This window comes from Cellvibrionales bacterium (assembly GCA_016713115.1).
Lineage (GTDB): Bacteria > Pseudomonadota > Gammaproteobacteria > Pseudomonadales > UBA7239 > UBA7239.
Genome location: JADJPU010000001.1, coordinates 518,499 through 539,756 on the forward strand (window position 1 = coordinate 518,499; position 21,258 = coordinate 539,756).

The following is a 21,258-nucleotide window of genomic DNA, read 5'->3' on the forward strand; positions in this document are numbered from 1 at the left end:
ACATGGCCACTACAACGACAACCAAAAAACCAGCAGCCAAACCCAAGCCCGCTGTTAAAAAACCGAAAGTTAAAGAACCGGATATTTTTCTCTGGGAATTCAAAAATCCGAAGGGACAGATGGTGCGCGGTGAAGTCAAAGCGCAAACCCTGACCGATGCCAAAGCCCAAGTACGCAAACTGGGTTACAGCAACCCTAAAATCAAGAAAAAACCTACGCCCCTGTTTGGTGGCTCAGGCAAAGCCATTAAACCGGCCGATATTGCTGTCTTTACGCGCCAATTGGCAACCATGATGAAAGCCGGTGTGCTGCTGGTGCAATCTTTCGAGCTGGTGGCCGACGGCCCAGAAAATGCCAACATGAAAAAAATTGTTCTCGGCGTGCGCGATGAAGTCTCGGGCGGCGGCAGTTTTGGCGGTGCGCTGCGCAAATATCCCAAATATTTTGATGACTTGTTCTGTAGCTTAGTTGAGTCAGGCGAGCAATCCGGCTCGCTGGAAACCATGCTCGACCGCGTGGCTACTTACAAAGAAAAAACAGAAGCGCTGAAAAAGAAAATTAAAAAGGCTATGACGTACCCCATAGCCGTACTCTGCGTTGCTTTTATTGTTACCGGTATTTTGCTGGTAAAAGTAGTGCCCGTATTTGCAAACACCTTTTCCTCTTTCGGCGCTGAATTACCCGCCTTTACTTTGTTTGTGCTTAACTTATCCAACCTTGCACAAAAGTACTGGTTTCCCATATTGGCTGGAGCCATTGCAGGTTTTATGGCTTTCTCCAAAGCCAAAGAAACTAGCCCTGCTTTTTCTGATGCAGTGGATCGTTTCTCACTAAAAATTCCCATTGTCGGCATGATTATCAATGAGGCCGTTGTAGCGCGGATGGCGCGCACCCTGTCTACTACGTTTTCTGCTGGCGTGCCGCTAGTAGAAGCATTGGATTCTGTCTCTGGCGCAGCAGGCAATGCACTCTATCGCGATGCTATCCGGCGTGTTCGCGACGAGGTTACGGGCGGTACCATGATCAATGTTGCTTTTCGTAGCGCTGGCGTATTTCCCACGTTATTGATTCAGATGACGGCCATCGGTGAGGAATCCGGCGCACTGGACACCATGTTGGAAAAAGTAGCTACACACTACGAAGCAGAAGTCGACAACAAAGTAGACAACCTCACCTCGCTGCTGGAGCCGATGATTATGTCGGTGCTCGGTATTCTGGTCGGCGGTCTAATGATTGCCATGTACCTGCCTATCTTCCAGCTCGGCTCTGTTGTTTAAGCAGTGGAAGCTGCGAACTTTGCCGCCGAGGATCTGCTTGTACTGACTGCTCTCGCCGCACTGCTCGGCTGTGTGGTGGGCAGTTTTTTAAATGTCGTTTGCCTGCGTTTGCCGCGCATGATGGAGCGCGAATGGCGTGCGCAGTGTGCGGAAATCGCCGGTACACCAACGGCAGACGAAGAACCGCTCAACCTCGCCTTTCCGCCTTCGCGCTGCCCGCAGTGCGGGCATGTAATTCGTGCGTGGGAAAACATCCCCGTCATCAGCTACCTATTCTTGAAAGGTCGTTGTTCTGGTTGCCAAGTAAAAATTTCTGCGCGCTATCCGGTGGTTGAAGCGACTTGCGGCTTGTTGAGCGCAGTGGTGACTTGGCATTTCGACGCGACCTGGCAGTGCGCTGCTGCGCTGGTATTCACTTGGGCATTGCTGACGCTCGCTATCATCGACTTTGACACCCAACTACTACCCGACGACATCACGCTGCCGCTGTTATGGGCTGGGTTGCTGCTATCGTTGGGCAATGTGTTCGTATCTGTCGAATCCGCCATCATCGGCGCCGCTGCGGGGTATTTATCGCTGTGGACGGTGTACTGGCTGTTCAAGTTTGCCACCGGCAAAGAGGGCATGGGCTACGGTGATTTCAAATTGCTCGCTGCACTCGGTGCGTGGCTAGGCTGGCAGGCGCTGCCGCAATTATTTTGCTATCCGCTGTTTCTGGCGCGGCTTTTGGCATTGCGATGATGCTGTTTCGCGGCCGCGATCGACAAATCCCTATCCCGTTTGGCCCCTATCTCGCCACGGCGGGGTGGATCAGCCTTCTGTGGGGCGATGATCTCACGCGCTGGTATTTACAGCTCAGCGGCATTGCACCGTGACCTATATCGTCGGGCTCACTGGCGGCATCGGCAGTGGAAAATCGGCCGCCGCTGAACGCTTTCGCGCACTGGGCATTACAGTGGTCGATGCGGATGTGTGTGCGCGCATTGTGGTCGAACCTAATAAGCCCGCACTCAAAACCATTGCTGAACATTTTGGTTCTGAAATTATTCAAGCAGACGGCACTTTGGATCGCGCTGCATTACGCCAAAAAATTTTCGCTGATGAAGCCGAACGCAAATGGCTGGAAGCTCTGCTGCATCCGCTGATTTTTGAAGAAATGTGGTCGCAGTTGCAATTAGCACAAAGCCCTTACGCAGTTTTGGAATCACCGCTGCTCATTGAAGCGGGGCAAAAAGCCATTTGTCAGCGCGTGCTGGTCATTGATGCAGCCGAAGAAACGCAACTCGCTCGCGCCACCGCGCGCGACAATAATTCCATTGAGCAAGTTAAAGCCATCATGGCTGCGCAAGCCACACGCCAACAACGAAATGCTAAAGCAGATGACATTGTTAACAACGATGGCGATCTGGCTTCACTTCATCAAGCTATTGATAAACTGCATCAGCATTACTTGAGTTTGACGCACTCTGTCTAACAGTGGTTTTTCGCGTCGCATTGCGCTTACAAAATCCACCACTTCTCCATTAGTCGTATCAATTGCCATGTAACCGGAACCCGAACCGAGACCAGCGGCATAGAAATGTACGGAAGGTGCGTAAGTTGCATCGGGAGCGGTTACAACATCCGGCAATTTACGAATTTCTTCTAAAGACATGCCTGCACTTGATAGCTGATCTAACCGCGAAGACAACGGACGGTAGCGATCTGTTTGGAAAAAAACGGAGTGATCACGCAGTACATGTTTGTAAACAGGATGTAGCGCTTTCGCAACTTCTTCGGGTGACAAATCCACCGCAATCCACACCGGCCACTTTCCCTGTAACAAAGGAACATTTGCTGGATTGACATCATAGTCACGATAAACGCTGTACGGGATCGACAACACCTGCGTGGCAGCATAAACCACTGCAATCGGCCTTGTTTGCCACACCGTCCACATCCCGCCAACCAAACAGGCGGCCTGCAATAATCCAATTGCAGCAAGATCAAATGGCAAACTTTTTTTACCCAGTTTATAAACGCATAAGGTCAACACGGGGCCGATAATGAAATCCACACCAGCAATAAGTTTGATACCTTCCAATCCGCCGTCATAACGAAACAAAAAACCGGGATACCACCAGAAATAGATCACCGCAGCCAACACAATAAATATCAGCAGGCTGATCAGAATGTGAATACCGAAAGCTTGCCAGCGGTTGGCGACTTTGAGCAGCATGTGGACTCTCCAAAAAACAAACTGCTTTTGTACCACTAACCGACCAGCACAGACAAATGCTGTCTGTGTCGATTCAATCCAGAGCGAATTGCGCTTTCAACCACACGGTGCGACCCGGCTCATTGACGCGATCCAACTGATCAAAACCCGCGACCATGTCACCGCTGCGACTGATGTGTTCGGCGTAGGTTTTGTCGAATAGGTTATCGATGCCGGCTGTGAGCTGCAGATCCGGCATGGCCTTCCAGCCTGCGTTCAACGAGAACACGCCGAAGCCATTGCTGTTGCCGATATCTTGCCCAGCAATGTTGCCTTGATTCACGCTGACATGTGTCTGCTCTGCCACCACGCGCCACAAGGCTCCATAGGACCAAGTGCCATCGTCATAGCGCACACCGAAGCGCGTTTCGAGCGGCGGCAGCTGTGCCAAGGATTTGTTGTCGGTATCGTTCTCGCCACGCACATAGGCGAGACTCGCATCCACAGTCCAGTAATTATTGATTGCGTAGCTAAGCTCCGCTTCGCCGCCCCAGCTGTGTGCTTCGATGTTGCGCGTGATGGTGGTGGTGCGAGAGCCCATCATCCCCATCGGTTTCACGACACCGGACTGGATCAGCAGGTAATCGTCGATCTGGTTATAAAACGCTGAGACGCTGCCTTGCCACTGCCCTCGGGTAAACAAATAGCCGAGATCAAGCTGGGTGGTTTTTTCTGGATCCGCATCGAATGCGCTGACCGAATTGGCTGACTCCTTCGCAATCAGCTCCCAGTAATCGGGAAAGCGTTCACTGCGACCCAAGCCAACATAAGCCGTGCCGTCGGCAATGTCGTGCTCATAGCGCATAAAGCCACTGGTCAGCTCTTCCACACGCTCGTCACCGGCTGTTGGATTCGGCGCACGCATCATCATGTTCAGCGCCACCGTCTGGCGGTCATCTTCTGCATGCCAGTGATCATGGCGCAGCCCACCGATGAGACGCTGGCTATCGCTGTAGGAATGGGTCACTTCACCGAATACGCCTACTTGTTCGAAATCCGCGTCATCGACCCGATCCCTGTCCTGAAAACGCATCATGTTCTGGTTCATGCTCATGCGATTGCTGTGCTGGTTTTGCTGTGTGTCAGCACCGATCACCAGCTCGGTGCGTTCACCGAGCAATACGGTATTGGCCACGCGCGCGCCGACTGTTTCGCGATCCGGATTCATCGCCATGCGTGTCGCCATCATGCCGGTTGGTGTGCGCAGACTGTAGTTATCCATGACATGATCCACATAGTTGTAGTACGCCTGCGCTTCCAGTTTTTTCCAGCGCTCGGTGAGATTCTCCTTCATCAAACGCAGGCCCATGTTCTCGCGTTTGAACAGTGAGCCGTCGACACCACGATCAGCGTAGGCTGCTTCGCCATCGCTGTGACCGGCGGACAGTTCAATGGTGGTGTCATCGTCTGGTGTCCAACCTACGGCAGCATTGGCACTCCAACGATGGTATTGCGAATGCACTTTCTTGCCATCGCCATCGCGGTAGTCGCCTTGGTGTGCATTGGTGGCAGTGCCGCGCACATAAAAATCTGGCGTGCCAGCCAACACATCGAGCATGGCATCATTGCGATCAAAACTGCCGACCAACGCACTGGCATGTACTTTGACATCGGCATTCGGCAAACGATCGTGGTCGCGTTCAAACCGCACAGCGCCGGCTGAATTGCCTGGGCCGCTCAATACGGTCTGCGGTCCTTTGATGATGCTGATGCGGTCATAGCTCTCGGGAAATACATACGCTGTTGGCGGATCCATGCGCGAGCCGCAGCCACCAAACAACATTTCTCCATCCAGCAGAATATTCAACCGTGACCCAGCCATACCGCGAAATACCGGATCGCCATCCGTACCCCCCTTACGAATGACACTGAAACCTGGAATCGCTTTTAGATAATCGGCACCATCGTGCGCTGGCAGCGGTTGGCGCGGTGCTTTGGGATCGGTCACTACCGTCAGCGGCTCGGTGGTTTTCTCGGCTGTAACTACCACCGTGTTCAGCTGTGTGCTGTCTTGTGTCGTCTCTTTGCCATTTTCGGCGTGTGTAACAGTTGTACAAAGGGCGGCAATTCCCGCAAGAACCCAGTTTTTCAATCGGCATGTCATGGTGTTTTGTATCCGCGCAACGCGATGGCAAATGTCGGGCGCGGATTCTAGGCAAGCGGAACGACGGCCGGAATGTGACATATTGTCGCATCGAGTCATTGGCAACTGATAGGCAATAAAAAAGCGACCATTAATGGTCGCTTTTTTATTTTGGTGGGGTAAGCGGGATCGAACCGCTGACCTCTTGCATGCCATGCAAGCGCTCTCCCAGCTGAGCTATACCCCCAAAATCTAGGAGGCGGCATTCTACTGAGCAACTGCCTTGCAATCAACGCTCAACCAGCCCCAGCGCGCGGTAATCTTTCTCCCACTGCTTGCCCTCTTTCTTGGACACACCACCGGTGAGCTGTAGCGCCTCACGCAGACGCGCACGCACGAGATCCGCTCCCAGCAGCGCCATCGAGTCAAACAACGGCGGCGCGGAGGTAGAGCCGGTCAGGGCGATAAACAGCGGCGGCAAAAAAAACTTGATCTTCAAACCCATCGCATCTGCCAAACCTTTGAGCGCGGCGTACAAATCATCGCGCTGCCAACTGCGCTGTGCATCCAGCATCCAGCTGCTGTACTGCAACACGCGGCGCAATTGTTCGTCATCCATTTTCAAAGCATCAAAATCTGTTTTGTTGATCGCGGGTGCGCCAGAAAAAAAGAAACTCAATAAATCAGGCAGTTGTGAGAAATGTTCGATGCGGGTTTGAATCAACGGAATCATCGCTTTCAGATACTCAGGATTCAGCGCCCACTGTTGCACGCGCTCGGCAAAGGCATCCACATCCAAGTTTTCGCGTATCCAACAACCGTTCAGCCAATTCAATTTTTCCACATCAAACACAGGGCCGCCAAGCGTGATGTTTTGCAAATCAAAATGCTGCAACATTTCATCCAAGGTAAATTTTTCCGCTTCATTGGGCATAGACCAACCCATGCGCGCCAAATAATTCAGCAGCGCTTCCGGCAGATAACCCATGCGGCGGTAATAATTGATGCTGGTGGGATTTTTGCGTTTGCTGAGTTTGGATTTATCGGGGTTGCGCAACAGCGGCAAATGGCACAACACCGGCGCCTGCCAGCCGAAATATTCATAGAGCAGCAAATGTTTCGGCGCTGAGTTAATCCATTCTTCACCGCGTATCACATGCGTAATTTGCATCAAGTGGTCATCCACCACATTTGCCAAGTGATAGGTGGGCATGCCATCGGCTTTCATCAACACTTGCATGTCGACTTGTTGCCAATCAATCAGAATTTTTCCGCGCAGCAAATCGTCAATTTCGCATTGGCCTTCCGACGGAATTTTCATGCGAATCACATAAGGCTCGCCCGCTGCTAAACGCTGGGCAACTTCTTCTTGCGATAACAGTAACCCGCGACCGTCATACTTCGGCGTTTCACCGCGCGCTTGCTGCTCGGCGCGCATCTGATCCAACTCTTCCGGCGTGGCGAAACAATAAAACGCGTGGCCTTTTTCGATCAGTTGCAACGCGTACTCTTTGTAAATCGCCATGCGCTCGCTTTGGCGGTACGGGCCGTGCGGGCCGCCGACATCAGGGCCTTCGTCCCAATGCAAACCCAACCAGTGCAACGCCTCAAAAATCGCCTGTTCAGATTCTGGCGTGCTGCGCGCTTGATCGGTGTCTTCAATACGCAAAATAAATTGTCCGCCGTGCTGGCGCGCAAAACACAAATTAAACAGTGCGATGTAGGCGGTGCCGACATGCGGATCACCGGTAGGAGAAGGAGCAATACGAGTGCGAACAGTGGTCATGGCGGCAAGCATTTGAGTGTGCGAAAGGAGGCGAATTATAGATTAAGCCTGCGCCATATCCGCTTCGCTGAATTTATCGTTGCCCAGAATGTGCAGGTGCAAGTGAAATACCGTCTGCCCCGCACCTTCGCCGTTATTGACCAGCAGGCGAAAAGAATTGCCCACACCGTGCTGCTCGGCCAATTTGCCAGCCACCAACATCAAATGGCCGAGCAGGGCTTGGTCATCCGGTTGGGCATCTACCAAACGCGCAATCGCTTTTTTGGGAATGACGAGAATATGCACAGGCGCACGCGGATGAATGTCATTGATTGCAATGCAATGCTCATCTTCGTACAGCTTAGTAGCAGGAATTTCACCGCGAATGATTTTTCCAAAAATGGTGTCGGGCATGATGCTGCTCCTAGGCGAGTTGGCAATTTTGCATTGTCACTGAGCCATTTCCGTCGCGCAATCTATCGCCTGCAAAGTCCACGCAAAAAAAAGGCAGCTTGCGCTGCCCCTTCTTTGTGCGATGCATCACGCCGCTTTGTTCATGATGCGCGCAATGTCTTCACGCGCATCACCGATGGGCCGCAGTGCAAACTTCTCTACCAGCACATTCAACAAATTGGGCGTGAGGAAATGTGGTAGCGTCGGGCCGAGGTGAATGTTGCGAATGCCTAGTGCCAGTGTCGTCAACAACACTGCCGCGGCGTTTTTCTCAAACCACGATACGATCAGCGTCAGCGGCAAATCATTCACACCACAATCAAAGGCTTTCGACAATGCGATGGCCACTTGTATTGCCGAGTAACTGTCATTGCACTGCCCCAAATCCAACAGACGCGGCACGCCGCCGATATCGCCAAAATGATTGCGATTGAAACGGTATTTGCCACAGCCCAAGGTCAGGATGACGCTACTGTCCGGTGCATTGGTGGCAAAGTCAGCGTAGTAATTGCGGCCGGGCGCGGCGCCGTCACAACCACCGATCATGAAGAAGTGTTCAATGGCGCCGCTCTTCACGCCTTCCACCACTTTATCAGCCACACTGAGAATGGTTTCGCGACCAAAGCCCACGGTGATGCACTGTTCAATCTGGTCTTCGGTAAAGCCAGATTGCTGCAACGCACACTCGATCACCGGAGAATAATCTTTTTGCCCGCCGATAACGCCTTCGATGTGCGGCAAGCCATGCCAGCCGACTGGGCCCGTCGTGAAAATGCGATCGCCGTAGCCGTTCACATTCGGGTCGATCAAGCAGTTGGAAGTCATCAAAATCGCGCCAGGAAACGCCGCAAATTCAGTTTGTTGATTTTGCCACGCGGTGCCGTAATTACCCGCCAAATGTTTGAACTGTTTCAGTTGCGGATAGCTGTGTGCAGGCAACATTTCACCGTGCGTGTAAACATTCACGCCTTTGCCTTCGGTCTGCTTCAGCAGGTTGAACAAGTCGACGATGTCGTGACCACTGACCAAGATGGCTTTGCCTTTCACGGGCGTGACGCGCACTTGGGTTGGTTCTGGCGTGCCAAAATTGTCGCGATGCCCAGCATCCAGCAACTCCATCACTTTCAGATTCATCTCACCGATTTTGAGGCTGGTGTCGAGCAGCACGCCGATGTCATCGGGTTTGCTGGCCAGAAAATCCATGTATTTGTGGAACAGGCCAAACACTTCTTCGCTTTCTTTGCCCAGCACCATGGCGTGATCGCAATACGCGGCACAGCCTTTCAAACCGTACAACACCAAGCAGTTCAAACCGAATACATCTGGATCATCGCGCTTGATGCTGGCTTCCGGCGCTTGCGCCAACAAACCCTCTAGTGTTTTGGCTGGCTGAAACACCGCCGGGCCCGTCAATGTTTCTGGCTGGATGCCTTTGCGCTCGCATGCCGCGAGGTACATGGCACGCGCTTGATCGCGAATGTGCTCGGCTTCGGCGATCAACTTGATAAAGCGGTCGCTGTCAAAGTTCACATTGGTGAGCGTGGAAAAAAATGCCGGAGGAGTAAACCGGTCAACCGTCAGATCAATCGCCCCCAGTTGCCGTGCGCGGTGCGCGTACTGACCGATCCCCTGCAACAGGTAGTTCAGGATGTCCTGTAAGTCAGCGGTTTCTGCTTCTTTACCGCATTTACCTTTCTTGAACTGGCAGCCGGTGACTTTGTCGTTAACGAGGGTTTGTTCGCATTGGATGCAATACATATAACTTTCTCCACGGGGTTGGGTACGCAGGAGAAAATGTATCTGGAAAGTATTTTTAGGAAATTGATTTGGATTATCTTTTTAGGAGAATGCGATGATTGGATGAGCATGCCTACGCTTGTCTACCGCCTCCAGCACGCGAGGAAACTTGTCCTGCTTGATGACATCCTGCAAGGTGTGGCTGTCCAATTCGCTGTAGAAAGCCGCTTGTGCGCGCCGCAACACTCGCGGCAAGCCGCAGGCCGGTAACACCACGCAATCTAGGCCAGCGCAATCAATCAGCGATTCCTTGCCTTCAAACGCGGCCACTACTTCGCCGATGTTGATCTCACTAGCATCACGCTGCAAACGCAAACCGCCTCCCTTGCCGCGCGCGGTTTTGAGATAGCCGAGTTTGCCGAGCTTGTGGACAACTTTGCGCAGGTGCGCGAGTGAAATGCCGTAAAAATCCGACATCTCCTGTAGCGTGACCAAACGCTCAGGCTGCATGGCGCTGTAGATCAGCACGCGCACGGCATAGTCGGAAAAACGGCTCAATCGCATCTACTAAAACCCTGACTTGTTGCAACGCAAGTATATATTGACAGTGCTGACGCAGAACATAGCGCCGCGTATAGTTCAGGCTCTCACACAACAAGAACAACTGAATCCCACCGGAGACGCGCTGTGAGCGACACCATCCCTACCGCCAAAGGCCTGCCCTTGATCGGTTCGCTGCTGCAGCTGATGCGCAACCCTCTGACAGCTCTCATGGTAATGACGCAAGAAAACGACTCCATGTTTTTCGTCAAGATTTTGCATAAAAAATTATTGGTGATGGGCGGTGTGGATGTGAACCGCTTCCTCAGCGAGGAGGGCAAGGACTGCATCATCTCTGAGGAGCAGTGGAAGGATCTGCGCGCTTACTGGCAGTGTCCACACATGCTGATCGCCATGGACGGTCAGCCGCACATCGAAGAGCGTCGCCAATGGAAACGCTACATTTCCCGCGAGGTGGCGCACGGCGAGCAAGACAAATTGTTTGATGTGATTCGTCAATTTATGGATGAACACAGCCAAGAAAACTCGGTTTCCGTCAACCCATTTTGCCGCTCGTTAATTACACGCGAACTGTCTTATTTATTTACCGGTGAGATTTTTCAACTACCGCCCGATTTAGCAGATTCCATCGGCGAATACTTAAAAATGTTGCTGGTGGTGAAGCTAAACAAAAGCCTGCCTGCCTTTGTTTTGCGCTTGCCATTTTTTCGTCGCCACGAAAAACGCGTGCAAGCCTTTGGCGCAGAATTATTTTGGCGTGCGCGCACAAAACTGGATGAGGACAGCTTATTTTCCATGGCGATCAAGCGCGTGGATGCCGACCCGTCGCTCAGCGAAGCCGAACTGCTGCCGATTTTGCTGACACCGTTTATCGCCGGCCTTGACACTCTCGCCAGCTCACTCACTTTTTTGTTGCAAGAACTGCTCAACAACCCCACTTTGTTAAAACGCGTGCGCGATGAAATTGATGCCGCCTGCGCCGCCAACAGCGGACAATTGCCACTGCCAGAAAATATGCGCGCCATTCCAGCGCTGTTTGGTTTGTGCCAAGAAGTGTTGCGCTACTACCCCGTGGCCTTTGGCACACTGCGTCACGCCGCTTGCGATTTTTCCTATCAAGGAAAGCAGGTACAAAAAGGTCAGCAGATTATGTTTTTCACCGCCGCGCCGCATTTTGATGAACGCTATTTTCGCGGCGCGGATCAATTCGACATCGACCGTTTTCTTGAACCGCGCATGGAGCAGCGCGCTCGCTACGCGTTTTCACCTTACGGTCGCGGCCCGCATATTTGTTTGGGCGCGGCCTTGGCAGAGAGTATTTTTCTCTCCACCACTGCCTGTCTGCTGCGCGATTATGAATTCGGCGCCGTGGAACCCAATAAACGCTACCCGATGATTTTTAATCCGGGGCCCAGCTTGCCCAATCGGTTTCGCATGCAGATTCGCAGGCGATCTTTTTAATTACACTTCAGGGAAAAACAAATGAACAAATGGCAAATCACTTTACTGGTCTTACTACTGCTCAGCGGCGCGATCTATTGGCTCGCAGCTATTCCCGCCACCGCTTTACCGCAAGGCAGCGAAAGCCAGCGTTGGTTTACGCAAGGAAAATATCCCGTCATCACCGAAGCGTTCAAAGCGGTGGATGAAACGCGCAAAACACAAGCCAACAACGATTTTGCAGGGCGCGATGTGCGCGTATTGAAAGGGAAAATCTGGCGGCCGCAAGGTTTGCAAAATCCAGGGCCACTGTTGGTTTACAGCCACGGTTTTATGTCTTTCCATCAGGAAGGTTTGTACCTCGTGCGTTTTTTGGCGAGTCACGGTTACACCGTTGTTGCCGTCAATTTTCCGCTGACCAATTTTTTTGCGCCGGGCAAACCCTTTATCAGTGATGTGGTGAATCAACCAGGGGATGTGAGTTTTCTGATCAGCACGCTGTTGCAACGCAACGCGGATGCCAACGATGTTTTACACAATACGATTGATGCAAAAAAAATTGCCGTGGCCGGTGTATCGCTCGGCGGCATGACATCCACCCTCGTCACGTTCCATCGCAAGGTGCGCGACCCACGCATCACGGCTGCAATCTCGATTGCAGGGCCGGCCAATATGTTTACCGCCGATTTTTTCACCAGCACGAACACACCATTTATGATGATTGCCGGTGACGGCGATGCCATTATTCCCTTCGATAAAAATGCCGCACCCATTTCGCAAAAAGACCCGGGAAGTATTCTCGTCAATCTGAAAAATGCCTCGCACGCCGGTTTTGCACAACCGGCCTCTACCTTCATGCGCTTCATGGCAAACCCGGATACGCTCGGCTGCCGACAAGTCATCAAAGGTTTGAAAAACAAACCAGCCAATGAAAAGGAAATTGAATTCCTGCCCGGGCTGGATGCAGCGGCAGATGGCATCGACCTCAGTGACCACACCCTGCCCTGCACAGGCGAGATTCCACCTCGCACCATGCAAGCCGCCAGGCAACACATGTTTACCACGCTAGCGGCCTACAGCTTTTTGGAGAGCGTGTTTGCTGAGGATGCACCCGCACGCAGCGCCGCACGCCACTACCTACTGCAAACACTGCCAACAGAAAACAGCAGTGAAATAGCTGTCACTACCGGTCAGTCAGCGCAATAGCTAACTTGTTTGCCGGTGACGCGCCCTTTAGCGTACCGGCAACACTATTTAAGGAGAGCGCCACCATGACTGAGAAATGTCCCTTCCAGTTTGATTTGATGAATGCCGAGCGCATGGCGAAAGGCGTGCCGTTCGAAGATTTCAAAACCCTGCGCGAAAAATGCCCCGTGTCTTGGCAAGAAGACACGATTCGCAACGCAAATTTTTGGGCAGTGACCAAGCGCGACGATCTTGATTTTGTTTCCAAAAATCCCGAGCTGTTTTCTTCCAGCGAAAATCTCGCCCACCCTCAGCCGGGTGGCGATGATCCAGAAGCGATGGAAATCATGCGTCAGCTCATCATCAATATGGATCCACCGGATCACATCAAATACCGCCGCGTAGTGCGCAACGCTTTCACAGCCAAAGCCGTGGATGCACTGGAACCGATGATGCGCAAAAATGCTAAAGAAATCATCGACAAAATTGCTAAAAAAGGTGAATGCGAATTCGTCAGTGAAGTCGCCGCTGAGATGCCGTTGTTTGTTATCTGCGCTTTGATGGAAATGCCGTCAGAAGATAGGCAGAAGTTTTCAGATTTGGTGGACATCATGATCGGCATGGACGATCCAGAAATCGGCCAAACACCCGAAATGGGACAAGCCGCTGCTGCACAACTCTTTGAAATTGCGATGACCCTGGCCGTGCAACACAAAATCAACCCCACGCCCGGCTCGGTGCTGGATGCGCTACTTAACGGTGCCGTTGATGGCGAAAGTTTGAATGAATTTGAATTCTGCACTTTCTTCTTAATTTTGATTGCCGGCGGTGTAGAAACCACGCGCACAGCCACCAGCCAAGGCATGCGCCTGTTGATGAAACATCCGGAGCAACTGCAAAAACTGGTCGATGACCCAACGCTGATTCCCGATGCCATCGAAGAAATTTTGCGATTCTATCCTTCATTTAATTTTATGCAGCGCACTGCCAAGCAAGATGTCAAAGTGGGCGAGATGGATGTGAAGAAAGGCGATATTCTGCGCATGTACTACCCTTCTGCAAACCATCAAGACGATATTTTTGGTGAAGACGCTGAAGTGTTTGATGTCACCCGCGCCCGCCGCATGCCAAACCTGCGCAACGAACACCGCACTTTCGGCGTGGGGCAGCATTTCTGCATCGGCTCGCATTTAGCGCGCAAAGAATTATTGGTGATGTTTGAAGAGATGATCCCGCGCATCCGCAATCCGCGCTTGGTCAGCGAGCCGCACTACTTGGTGTCCAACTTCATACCCGCGATCAAATCGATGAAAATCGCTTTTGATATCGAAGCCTAATTTTTATTTCTGGAGAGACTGATGACTACTTTTCATCCGATGAAAGCCATCGACGAAAGTTTTTTTCGTAGCGCCAACTTAATTGCCAGCGCCAGCATGGAAGCAAATTGCCCACCAGAGCGCCTAATGGAAACATTGGCCGGTGATGTGGTGTGGACACAGTGGGCACCGCCACTAAAAAAAGTGGAGTGGACCACCCCTGCGCCACACGGGCAGTTTTCTAAACGCACCGTTACCCTCGCTGGTGGGCAAGCGGTGAAAGAAAACTTTTTTATCTGGAAGCCCAACCAACAAGTGGCGTTTTATGTAGAAGAAGGCACGATTGCCGGCATTGAGGCTTTTGCAGAGAACTACGACATTCGTGTGTCCAACAACGGCCAAACCACGCACCTCACATGGACCGTTGCCATTCAAGTAACGGGCATCGGCGCGCTATTTATCCCCGTGTCGCGCTTCTTTATGAATTTCTTCTTTAAACGCTGGTTGCAAAACTACAAACGCATTTTGGAAAACATGGCGTAAAAAATGAGCACACTTCCCCCCTGCCCCAACTGCCAATCCAGTTTTACTTACGAAGATCGCGGCCTGTTGGTCTGCCCCGAATGCGCACACGAGTGGCAAGCGGGGGAAGTCACATCTTCAGACAGCGAACGAGTCATCAAAGATGCCAACGGCAATGTGTTGGCGGATGGTGACACCATCACCGTCATCAAAGACCTGAAAGTGAAAGGCTCTTCGCTAGTGGTGAAAGTCGGCACCAAGGTGAAAAACATCCGCTTGGTGGACGGCGATCACGACATCGACTGCAAGATCGACGGCATCGGTGCGATGAAACTCAAGTCGGAGTTTGTGCGTAAGGTTTGAGCAGGCAGCTCGCTTGCCGCTCACCCACAACCGCCATACACTGCATCGCACATGCAATGCAATGCAATGCAATGCAATGCAACGAGTAGTGTAATGAAAACCACCACCATTCCTCCACTGCGCGTCACACCCGAGTTCCGCCATGACGCAGAGAGCGTGTTGCGCGAAGGCGAAACTCTTAGCGCCTTTGTAGAAACATCGCTGCGTGAACAAATTGAACGCCGCAAAATACAAAAGGAATTTATTGCGCGCGGCTTGGCGGCGCGCGATGCGGCAAAAGCCACCGGACAGTACGCATCAAAGGATGATGTTATGCATTCCCTAAAAACCCGCCTCAATACAGCCAAAAGCCGAGCGCCGAGCGCGCCCGCTGACCAAGTGTGGGACAGCTGGTTTGAAGGCACCAGCGCAACAGACGATTTCATGACCGACCGCGAACAGGGCACAACAGCACAAACGCGCGACAGTTTTGATTAAAAGCTCAAGAGGGCAGGCATCCACAGCCAGAGAGGCTGCAAACGCGTGCCCGGTTTGCGGCTGGAAAACTGGGTGAAGTAACGGCGTTAAATTCCCAGCGAGAAACCTAGTTTGCACCGCAGCGCAAGCCCTTTTTGCGCTGCCGCTGCCCAAACCTTTCCGGTATCATTCCGCCTCTTTTCCACACGGCCAGCCCGCCTGCGAGGTGATGAACCATGACGCCCGATGAACAAAAAAAAGCCTTTGAAGCCGAACTCTACACTTGGGTCGGTAAAGAAATTGCGCCGCCCACCCCAGGGCTGGATTTGGTCAACGAAGCGATGATTCGCCACTGGTGTGAAGTGATGGGCGATACCAACCCCGTTTACACCGATGCAGCGGCCGCCGTGAAAACTGCCAAAGGTGGATTGATTGCTCCGCCCACCATGCTGCAAGCGTGGAGCATGGAAGGCTACCCGATGGCGTTTGCGGAGTCGCAAGACCCATCCACGATGGACGGCCAGCGCAAGTTGCACCGTTACATGGAAGACCACGGCTTTACCGGTGTGCTGGGCACCAACTGCGATCAGGAATATTTCCGCGATCTGAAACCGGGCGATACCGTAATCGCGCACACCAAAATCCATTCCATTTCGGAAGAAAAAGCCACCGGCATGGGCACGGGCTATTTCATCGAGACGCGCACCGAATTCACTGACCAGAATAAAGAATTGATCGGCACCATGTTGTTCCGCGTGCTGAAATTCAAACCCGCACAAGCCGCGAAACCCGTTGCTGAAAATGCGCAGGAAGAAAACAAAGCGCCGACGCGTGCGAAGTCTGTGCGCGGTCACGACAACGCGTGGTGGTGGGAGCAATTAGAAAAAAATAAAGTGGTGGCGATTCAACGCTGCAAATCGTGTTCAACACTGCGCCATCCGCCGCGCCCGTTCTGCAACCAGTGCCAGAGTGGCGAATGGGATTTCGTCAGCTCCAAACTCGACGGCGAAATTTTCAGCTTTGTGGAATTGCACTACCCAGAAATTCCCGGCTACACCTACCCACTGATGTGCGCGGTGATCACGCTCGATGAAGGCACGCGCATCCTGTCCAACATCATTGATTGCAAACCGGAAGCCGTGCAAATCGGCAAGCGCGTGAAAGGCGAAGTGATGCAAGTGGATGCAGACAATGTGCTGCCGCAATTCCGTTTGGTGTGAGGTGAAACCATGACTACTTTGAAATTTTCCAGCGTCAATGTGGGCGACAAATTGCCCAACATGGACATCGACATCAATGTGAGCTTTATCGTCGCTGGCGCGGTCGCTTCGCGCGATTTCACACCCGTGCATCACAACAAAGGCGCGGCCAATGCGTCCGGCTTGGCGAATGTGTTCCCCAACATTCTCACCGACAACGGTTTGGTGGGGCGTTTTGTCACCGATTGGGCTGGCCCAGACAGCACGCTGAAACGCGTCAACATCAAACTCGGCGCGCCGGTGCAACCGGGCGAAGTGTTGAAATTCACCGGTGAAGTGGCTGCCAAAGACGATGCCAGCGGCATTGTGGATGTGAAAGTCGCGCGCGATTGGCTGCAACGATTTGTCGTACTACTCGCGTGTGCCACACGGCGGCGGCGCGGGCACCGGCACCATTCAACAAGCGGCGATGGCGATTGCCACGGGCGCGGCGGAAGTGGTGGTGTGCTGGCGCGCACTGAACGGCCGTTCCGGTCACCGCTACTCCGGCGGCGTGTCGGGCGACATCGTCACCGGCGACATGATTCACTACGGTTGGTACATTCCTTACGGCTTGCTCACACCCGCTTCGTGGGTGTCTATGTATCACAAACGCTACGAACATTTGTTCGGTTGCACACGCGATGCGCTGGCGGAAATTGCCATCACCACGCGCCAATACGCCACCACCAATCCCAACGCATTTTTTCACAACCGTCCGCTCACGCGCGCGGAATACGACAACGCAAAAGCCATTTCACTGCCGTTCAAGTTGTATGACTGCTGCCAAGAATCTGACGGCGGCAGCGCAGTGATTCTCACCACACCCGAGCGCGCCAAGCATTTGAATAAAATGCCGGTGTTCGTGAAAGGCGTGGGCGCGTATGCGGATAAAAACACCGAAGCGATGACCAATTTTTACGCCGATGAAATTGCACAAATTCCGGCGATGGATTTGGCTGCGAAGCAGGCTTACGCGCAAGCGGGCATGAAGCCGGATGACATCGACGCCGCGATCATTTACGACGCCTTCACGGCCATCGTGATGTGGCAGTTAGAGAGCTGGGGCTTTGCCGCGCAGGGAAAATCGGCAGACTTTATCAACTCTGGTGCGCTGCGCCCAGACGGTCGTTTGCCGACCAACACCCACGGCGGTCAGTTGAGCGAAGCGTATATCCACGGCATGAACGGCATTGTGGAAGGCGTGCGCTTGGTGCGGGGTGAATCGCTGAATCAACCGAAAAAAGCGGTGAACAATGTGGTGGTCACTTCCGGTGTCGGCGTGCCGACGGGCGGCATGATTATCGGCAAGTAAACCGTCACGGCGGATAAAATCGAAAAGGCACCTGCGGGTGCCTTTTTTGTATCATTCGCACGAGTGGATACGAACAATACCCATGCAGAACTTTCACCCCTGTTTGCTAATTCCTGTTTACAACCACGGCGCGTTGATAGGCGCGACTTGGCAACGACTGCGTGCGTTTAATCTGCCGTGCATTTTGGTGGATGACGGCAGTGATGCCGCTACTGCAAGCACACTAGAAAATCTTGCGCGCGCGGAACCGCTCATCACGCTGCTGCGTTTACCGCACAACAGCGGCAAAGGTGCAGCTGTACTGCACGGCATCGCAGAAGCACACAAACAAAGCTACACACACGCGCTGCAAATTGATGCGGACGGCCAACACAACACCGACGACATTCCCGCCCTACTCGCCTTGGCAGAAAAAAATCCCGACGCATTAATCAGCGGTGCGCCGCAATACGGCGACGACATTCCGAAAGCGCGTTTGTACGGGCGCTACATCACGCATTTTTGGGTGTGGGTGGAAACGCTGTCATTCGATATTGTGGATTCCATGTGCGGTTTTCGTGTCTATCCCGTAGCCAGCACACAGGCATTAGCGCAATGTACAGCTATCGAATCGCGCATGGCTTTTGATACCGACATCATGGTGCGCTTGTATCGCGCAGGCACAAAAGTACATTTTCTTCCCACGCGTGTTATCTATCCGGAAAATGGTATTTCTCATTTCAGACCACTGCGTGACAATCTTGAAATCAGTTGGATGCATACGCGTTTGGTCAGCACAATGTTGTACGCATTGCTGCAACAACTGTGGCTAAAACTCTTTCCAAAAAACAGCAACGGCAGTCATTGGTCGCAGCAAAGCGAACGAGGCAGTGAATGGGGGATGCGCTTTTGTTTGTGGAGTTATCGCACACTGGGGAAAAACACCCTTTACGCACTGCTCTACCCTATCATCGCGTGGTTTTTTCTCTTCGCAACAACGGCGCGCCGTGAATCACGCCGCTATTTGCAACGCGCACTGTCACATCCCCCTACACACAAGGATGTGTTTCAGCACTTCATGGCGTTTGGCCGCGCGGTGGTCGATAAATTTTCCGCGTGGAGTGGCGATATACAGCGCACGGATGTGATCTTCCCCAATCGAGAATTGCTCGTTCAGCAAATTGCCAGCCAACGCGGCGCGATGATTTTAACTTCGCATTTGGGCAATGCCGATATGTGTCGCGCACTGGTACACAGCGCCCCTGACATACACTTGAATGTTCTGCTATTTACAAAAAATTCTGAACAGATCAACAAGCTGCTACAACAAGCCAATCCTTCGTCAGGATTTGAAATTATCCAAGTCGGCGACATCGGCCCCGAAACAGCGCTGCTGCTGCATGACAAAATACAACGCGGAGAACTGATTGTGATCGCCGCCGATCGCACATCTCCCACCAGCTTGCATCGCACCACCCGCGTACCATTTCTCGGCGGAGAAGCAGCCTTTCCACAAGGCCCATTTATTCTCGCCGCGTTGATGGAATGTCCGTGTACTTATTGTTCGCCCTGCGCATGAAAACGCATTACGAAATTTTCTGGAGCCTTTTTGCCGGCCAGCTCACTTTTCCGCGCCGCCAACGCGACGCACTGCTAAAGGTGGCGATCACACGCTACGCCGAGCGCTTGGAACACTACTGCCGCCTCGCTCCTTTACAATGGTTTAATTTTTTCAATTTCTGGCAGCGCCATGACTAACTCTTCTCCCTGCTATTTGGTGAGGCTCACATCACCATCGAAAATATCGTCGCCATTGCCGAAGGGCGGCAAGCCGTTGCCTTATCGCACGACAGCGCTTTTCGTGAACGCATCGATAAAGGTGTCGCATTCTTGGAAACTCTGCTGCGCGACGACGGTGTAATTTACGGCGTGACCACAGGCTACGGCGACTCCTGCACCGTGCAAGTTCCTGCGCATCGCGTGGAAGAATTGCCGCTACATTTGGCGCGTTTTCATGGCTGCGGTTTGGGTGATGTGTTCAGCGCCGAACAGGGGCGCGCCATTCTCGCCGTGCGTCTTGCATCATTAACGCAAGGTTTTTCCGGCGTCACACCCGCGCTGCTCGAACGCTTGGTGTTATTCATTAACGACAACATCGTGCCAGTGATTCCACAAGAAGGCTCCGTGGGCGCGAGCGGCGATCTCACACCACTGTCCTACATCGCCGCCACGCTAATGGGTGAACGCGATGTGTGGTACGGCGGCGAACGCCGACCCGCGCTGCATGTCTTGAATGAATTGGCACTCGCCCCACTCACACTGCGCCCTAAAGAAGGTTTGGCGCTGATGAATGGCACGGCGGTGATGACAGCGCTCGCTTGTCTCGCTTTGTGCGCGCCGATTATTTGGCGCAACTCGCAGCGCGCATCACATCGATGATGTCGATAGCACTGCAAGGCAACGCCAATCACTTTGATGAAAAATTATTTTCGGTAAAACCGCATCCGGGGCAAAATCGCGTCGCTGCATGGATACGCAGTGATTTGCCCAGCAATGAAATAGCGCGCAACTCCAATCGCTTGCAAGATCGCTACTCCATACGCTGCGCACCGCACATCATCGGTGTGTTGGTGGATAGCCTGCCGTGGCTGCGGCAATTTATTGAAACAGAACTCAATAGCGCGAATGACAATCCCATTATCGACGGCATCGGCGAGCATGTGTTGCACGGCGGTCATTTTTACGGCGGTCATATCGCGTTTGCGATGGACGCAATGAAAAACGCAGTCGCGAATATTGCTGATTTATTGGATCGACAAATGGCGCTGCTGATGGATCCCAAATTCAATCACGGCCTGCCGGCTAATGTTTCCGGTTCCAGCCCTGAACGCGCAATGATTAACCACGGTTTCAAAGCCGTGCAAATTGGCTGCTCCGCGTGGACTGCCGAAGCGCTGAAACTGACGATGCCGGCTTCTGTTTTTTCGCGCTCCACCGAATGCCACAACCAAGACAAAGTGAGCATGGGCACTATCGCCGCGCGCGATTGTTTACGCGTGTTGCAACTCACCGAACAAGTCGCTGCCGCTAGCCTACTCGCCGCAGCACAAGCGCTGGCATTGCGCCAAAAGCAGGGAGAATTGAACGCTGCGCAACTCACGCCACCCCTGCGCACCATGCAAGACAACATCTTCGCTCACTTTTCATTTGTAGAAGAAGACCGTCCATTAGAAGCTGATCTGCGTCACACCATTGCACGCATACAACAGCGAGAATGGACGCTATTTTGCTAACGAACCCGACCAACAAGG

At 52.8% G+C, this 21,258-nt stretch carries 17 protein-coding genes, 1 tRNA gene and 3 pseudogenes; 14 read left to right on the forward strand and 7 right to left on the reverse strand.

Going from position 1 to position 21,258, the window contains the following annotated elements:
• The first annotated feature begins 2 nt into the window (after positions 1-2).
• From IPK30_02500 to IPK30_02510, 3 genes and pseudogenes are all read left to right on the forward strand, one after another.
• The gene (locus IPK30_02500) at positions 3-1,277 is read left to right on the forward strand and encodes a type II secretion system F family protein (protein MBK8102189.1); all 1,275 of its coding nucleotides are present in this window, start codon (positions 3-5) and stop codon (positions 1,275-1,277) included.
• A 3-nt stretch (positions 1,278-1,280) separates the two neighbouring features.
• Positions 1,281-2,152 (forward strand): annotated as a pseudogene (locus IPK30_02505) (prepilin peptidase).
• On the forward strand, positions 2,149-2,751 hold the full coding sequence (locus IPK30_02510) for a dephospho-CoA kinase (protein ID MBK8102190.1): 603 nt from the start codon (positions 2,149-2,151) through the stop codon (positions 2,749-2,751). The pseudogene IPK30_02505 and the gene IPK30_02510 overlap by 4 nt, the downstream one beginning before the upstream one ends.
• Here IPK30_02510 and IPK30_02515 read toward each other — a convergent pair.
• From IPK30_02515 to IPK30_02545, 7 genes are all read right to left on the reverse strand, one after another.
• On the reverse strand, positions 2,689-3,495 hold the full coding sequence (locus tag IPK30_02515) for a hypothetical protein (protein ID MBK8102191.1): 807 nt from the start codon (positions 3,493-3,495) through the stop codon (positions 2,689-2,691). The genes IPK30_02510 and IPK30_02515 overlap by 63 nt on opposite strands.
• Before the next feature lie 73 nt (positions 3,496-3,568).
• A complete protein-coding gene (locus tag IPK30_02520) occupies positions 3,569-5,638 on the reverse strand; it encodes a TonB-dependent copper receptor (protein MBK8102192.1) in 2,070 nt (689 codons plus the stop codon).
• Positions 5,639-5,789: 151 nt separating this feature from the next.
• Positions 5,790-5,864, reverse strand: a tRNA-Ala gene (locus tag IPK30_02525).
• A gap of 42 nt (positions 5,865-5,906) precedes the next feature.
• The gene (locus IPK30_02530) at positions 5,907-7,403 is read right to left on the reverse strand and encodes a glutamate--tRNA ligase (GenBank protein ID MBK8102193.1); all 1,497 of its coding nucleotides are present in this window, start codon (positions 7,401-7,403) and stop codon (positions 5,907-5,909) included.
• Positions 7,404-7,445: 42 nt separating this feature from the next.
• Positions 7,446-7,796 (reverse strand): histidine triad nucleotide-binding protein, encoded by a 351-nt coding sequence (locus tag IPK30_02535; protein MBK8102194.1) that lies wholly within the window; start codon positions 7,794-7,796, stop codon positions 7,446-7,448.
• Between the two features lie 126 nt (positions 7,797-7,922).
• Entirely contained in the window at positions 7,923-9,593 is a 1,671-nt protein-coding gene (gene hcp / locus IPK30_02540) for a hydroxylamine reductase (GenBank protein MBK8102195.1), read from the reverse strand.
• A gap of 81 nt (positions 9,594-9,674) precedes the next feature.
• Entirely contained in the window at positions 9,675-10,136 is a 462-nt protein-coding gene (locus IPK30_02545; GenBank protein ID MBK8102196.1) for an Rrf2 family transcriptional regulator, read from the reverse strand.
• Between the two features lie 123 nt (positions 10,137-10,259).
• Here IPK30_02545 and IPK30_02550 point away from each other — a divergent pair, with 123 nt between their 5' ends.
• From IPK30_02550 to IPK30_02600, 11 genes and pseudogenes are all read left to right on the forward strand, one after another.
• Positions 10,260-11,594, forward strand: a complete 1,335-nt coding sequence (locus IPK30_02550) for a cytochrome P450 (protein ID MBK8102197.1) — start codon at positions 10,260-10,262, stop codon at positions 11,592-11,594.
• A 21-nt stretch (positions 11,595-11,615) separates the two neighbouring features.
• Positions 11,616-12,779, forward strand: coding sequence for a hypothetical protein (locus IPK30_02555; protein ID MBK8102198.1), 1,164 nt, complete (start codon positions 11,616-11,618; stop codon positions 12,777-12,779).
• Between the two features lie 65 nt (positions 12,780-12,844).
• On the forward strand, positions 12,845-14,095 hold the full coding sequence (locus tag IPK30_02560) for a cytochrome P450 (GenBank protein MBK8102199.1): 1,251 nt from the start codon (positions 12,845-12,847) through the stop codon (positions 14,093-14,095).
• Positions 14,096-14,116: 21 nt separating this feature from the next.
• Positions 14,117-14,617 carry an SRPBCC family protein gene (locus tag IPK30_02565; protein ID MBK8102200.1) on the forward strand — a complete coding sequence of 167 codons (501 nt, stop codon included), beginning with the start codon at positions 14,117-14,119 and terminating at the stop codon, positions 14,615-14,617.
• Between the two features lie 3 nt (positions 14,618-14,620).
• Positions 14,621-14,959: an alkylphosphonate utilization protein gene (locus IPK30_02570; protein ID MBK8102201.1), complete on the forward strand. Its 339-nt coding sequence runs from the start codon at positions 14,621-14,623 to the stop codon at positions 14,957-14,959.
• A gap of 93 nt (positions 14,960-15,052) precedes the next feature.
• A pseudogene (locus IPK30_02575) lies at positions 15,053-15,310 on the forward strand (prevent-host-death protein).
• Positions 15,311-15,651: 341 nt separating this feature from the next.
• A complete protein-coding gene (locus IPK30_02580; protein MBK8102202.1) occupies positions 15,652-16,635 on the forward strand; it encodes a MaoC family dehydratase N-terminal domain-containing protein in 984 nt (327 codons plus the stop codon).
• A gap of 9 nt (positions 16,636-16,644) precedes the next feature.
• The gene (locus tag IPK30_02585; GenBank protein MBK8102203.1) at positions 16,645-17,433 is read left to right on the forward strand and encodes a hypothetical protein; all 789 of its coding nucleotides are present in this window, start codon (positions 16,645-16,647) and stop codon (positions 17,431-17,433) included.
• A 617-nt stretch (positions 17,434-18,050) separates the two neighbouring features.
• A complete protein-coding gene (locus IPK30_02590; GenBank protein ID MBK8102204.1) occupies positions 18,051-19,526 on the forward strand; it encodes a glycosyltransferase family 2 protein in 1,476 nt (491 codons plus the stop codon).
• Positions 19,499-19,705 carry a hypothetical protein gene (locus IPK30_02595; GenBank protein ID MBK8102205.1) on the forward strand — a complete coding sequence of 69 codons (207 nt, stop codon included), beginning with the start codon at positions 19,499-19,501 and terminating at the stop codon, positions 19,703-19,705. The genes IPK30_02590 and IPK30_02595 overlap by 28 nt, the downstream gene beginning before the upstream one ends.
• 9 nt (positions 19,706-19,714) lie before the next feature.
• Positions 19,715-21,240 (forward strand): annotated as a pseudogene (locus IPK30_02600) (aromatic amino acid lyase).
• Positions 21,241-21,258: the final 18 nt, after the last annotated feature.

Bases quoted from the DNA above. Each gene is read 5' to 3' on its own strand.
- IPK30_02565 (MBK8102200.1), top strand. From the start codon at position 14,117: ATGACTACTTTTCATCCGATGAAAGCCATCGACGAAAGTTTTTTTCGT.
- IPK30_02560 (MBK8102199.1), top strand. From the start codon at position 12,845: ATGACTGAGAAATGTCCCTTCCAGTTTGATTTGATGAATGCCGAGCGC.
- IPK30_02520 (MBK8102192.1), bottom strand. From the start codon at position 5,638: ATGACATGCCGATTGAAAAACTGGGTTCTTGCGGGAATTGCCGCCCTT.
- IPK30_02585 (MBK8102203.1), top strand. From the start codon at position 16,645: ATGACTACTTTGAAATTTTCCAGCGTCAATGTGGGCGACAAATTGCCC.
- hcp (MBK8102195.1), bottom strand. From the start codon at position 9,593: ATGTATTGCATCCAATGCGAACAAACCCTCGTTAACGACAAAGTCACC.
- IPK30_02545 (MBK8102196.1), bottom strand. From the start codon at position 10,136: ATGCGATTGAGCCGTTTTTCCGACTATGCCGTGCGCGTGCTGATCTAC.
- IPK30_02515 (MBK8102191.1), bottom strand. From the start codon at position 3,495: ATGCTGCTCAAAGTCGCCAACCGCTGGCAAGCTTTCGGTATTCACATT.
- IPK30_02570 (MBK8102201.1), top strand. From the start codon at position 14,621: ATGAGCACACTTCCCCCCTGCCCCAACTGCCAATCCAGTTTTACTTAC.
- IPK30_02590 (MBK8102204.1), top strand. From the start codon at position 18,051: ATGCAGAACTTTCACCCCTGTTTGCTAATTCCTGTTTACAACCACGGC.
- IPK30_02500 (MBK8102189.1), top strand. From the start codon at position 3: ATGGCCACTACAACGACAACCAAAAAACCAGCAGCCAAACCCAAGCCC.
- IPK30_02580 (MBK8102202.1), top strand. From the start codon at position 15,652: ATGACGCCCGATGAACAAAAAAAAGCCTTTGAAGCCGAACTCTACACT.
- IPK30_02535 (MBK8102194.1), bottom strand. From the start codon at position 7,796: ATGCCCGACACCATTTTTGGAAAAATCATTCGCGGTGAAATTCCTGCT.
- IPK30_02555 (MBK8102198.1), top strand. From the start codon at position 11,616: ATGAACAAATGGCAAATCACTTTACTGGTCTTACTACTGCTCAGCGGC.
- IPK30_02530 (MBK8102193.1), bottom strand. From the start codon at position 7,403: ATGACCACTGTTCGCACTCGTATTGCTCCTTCTCCTACCGGTGATCCG.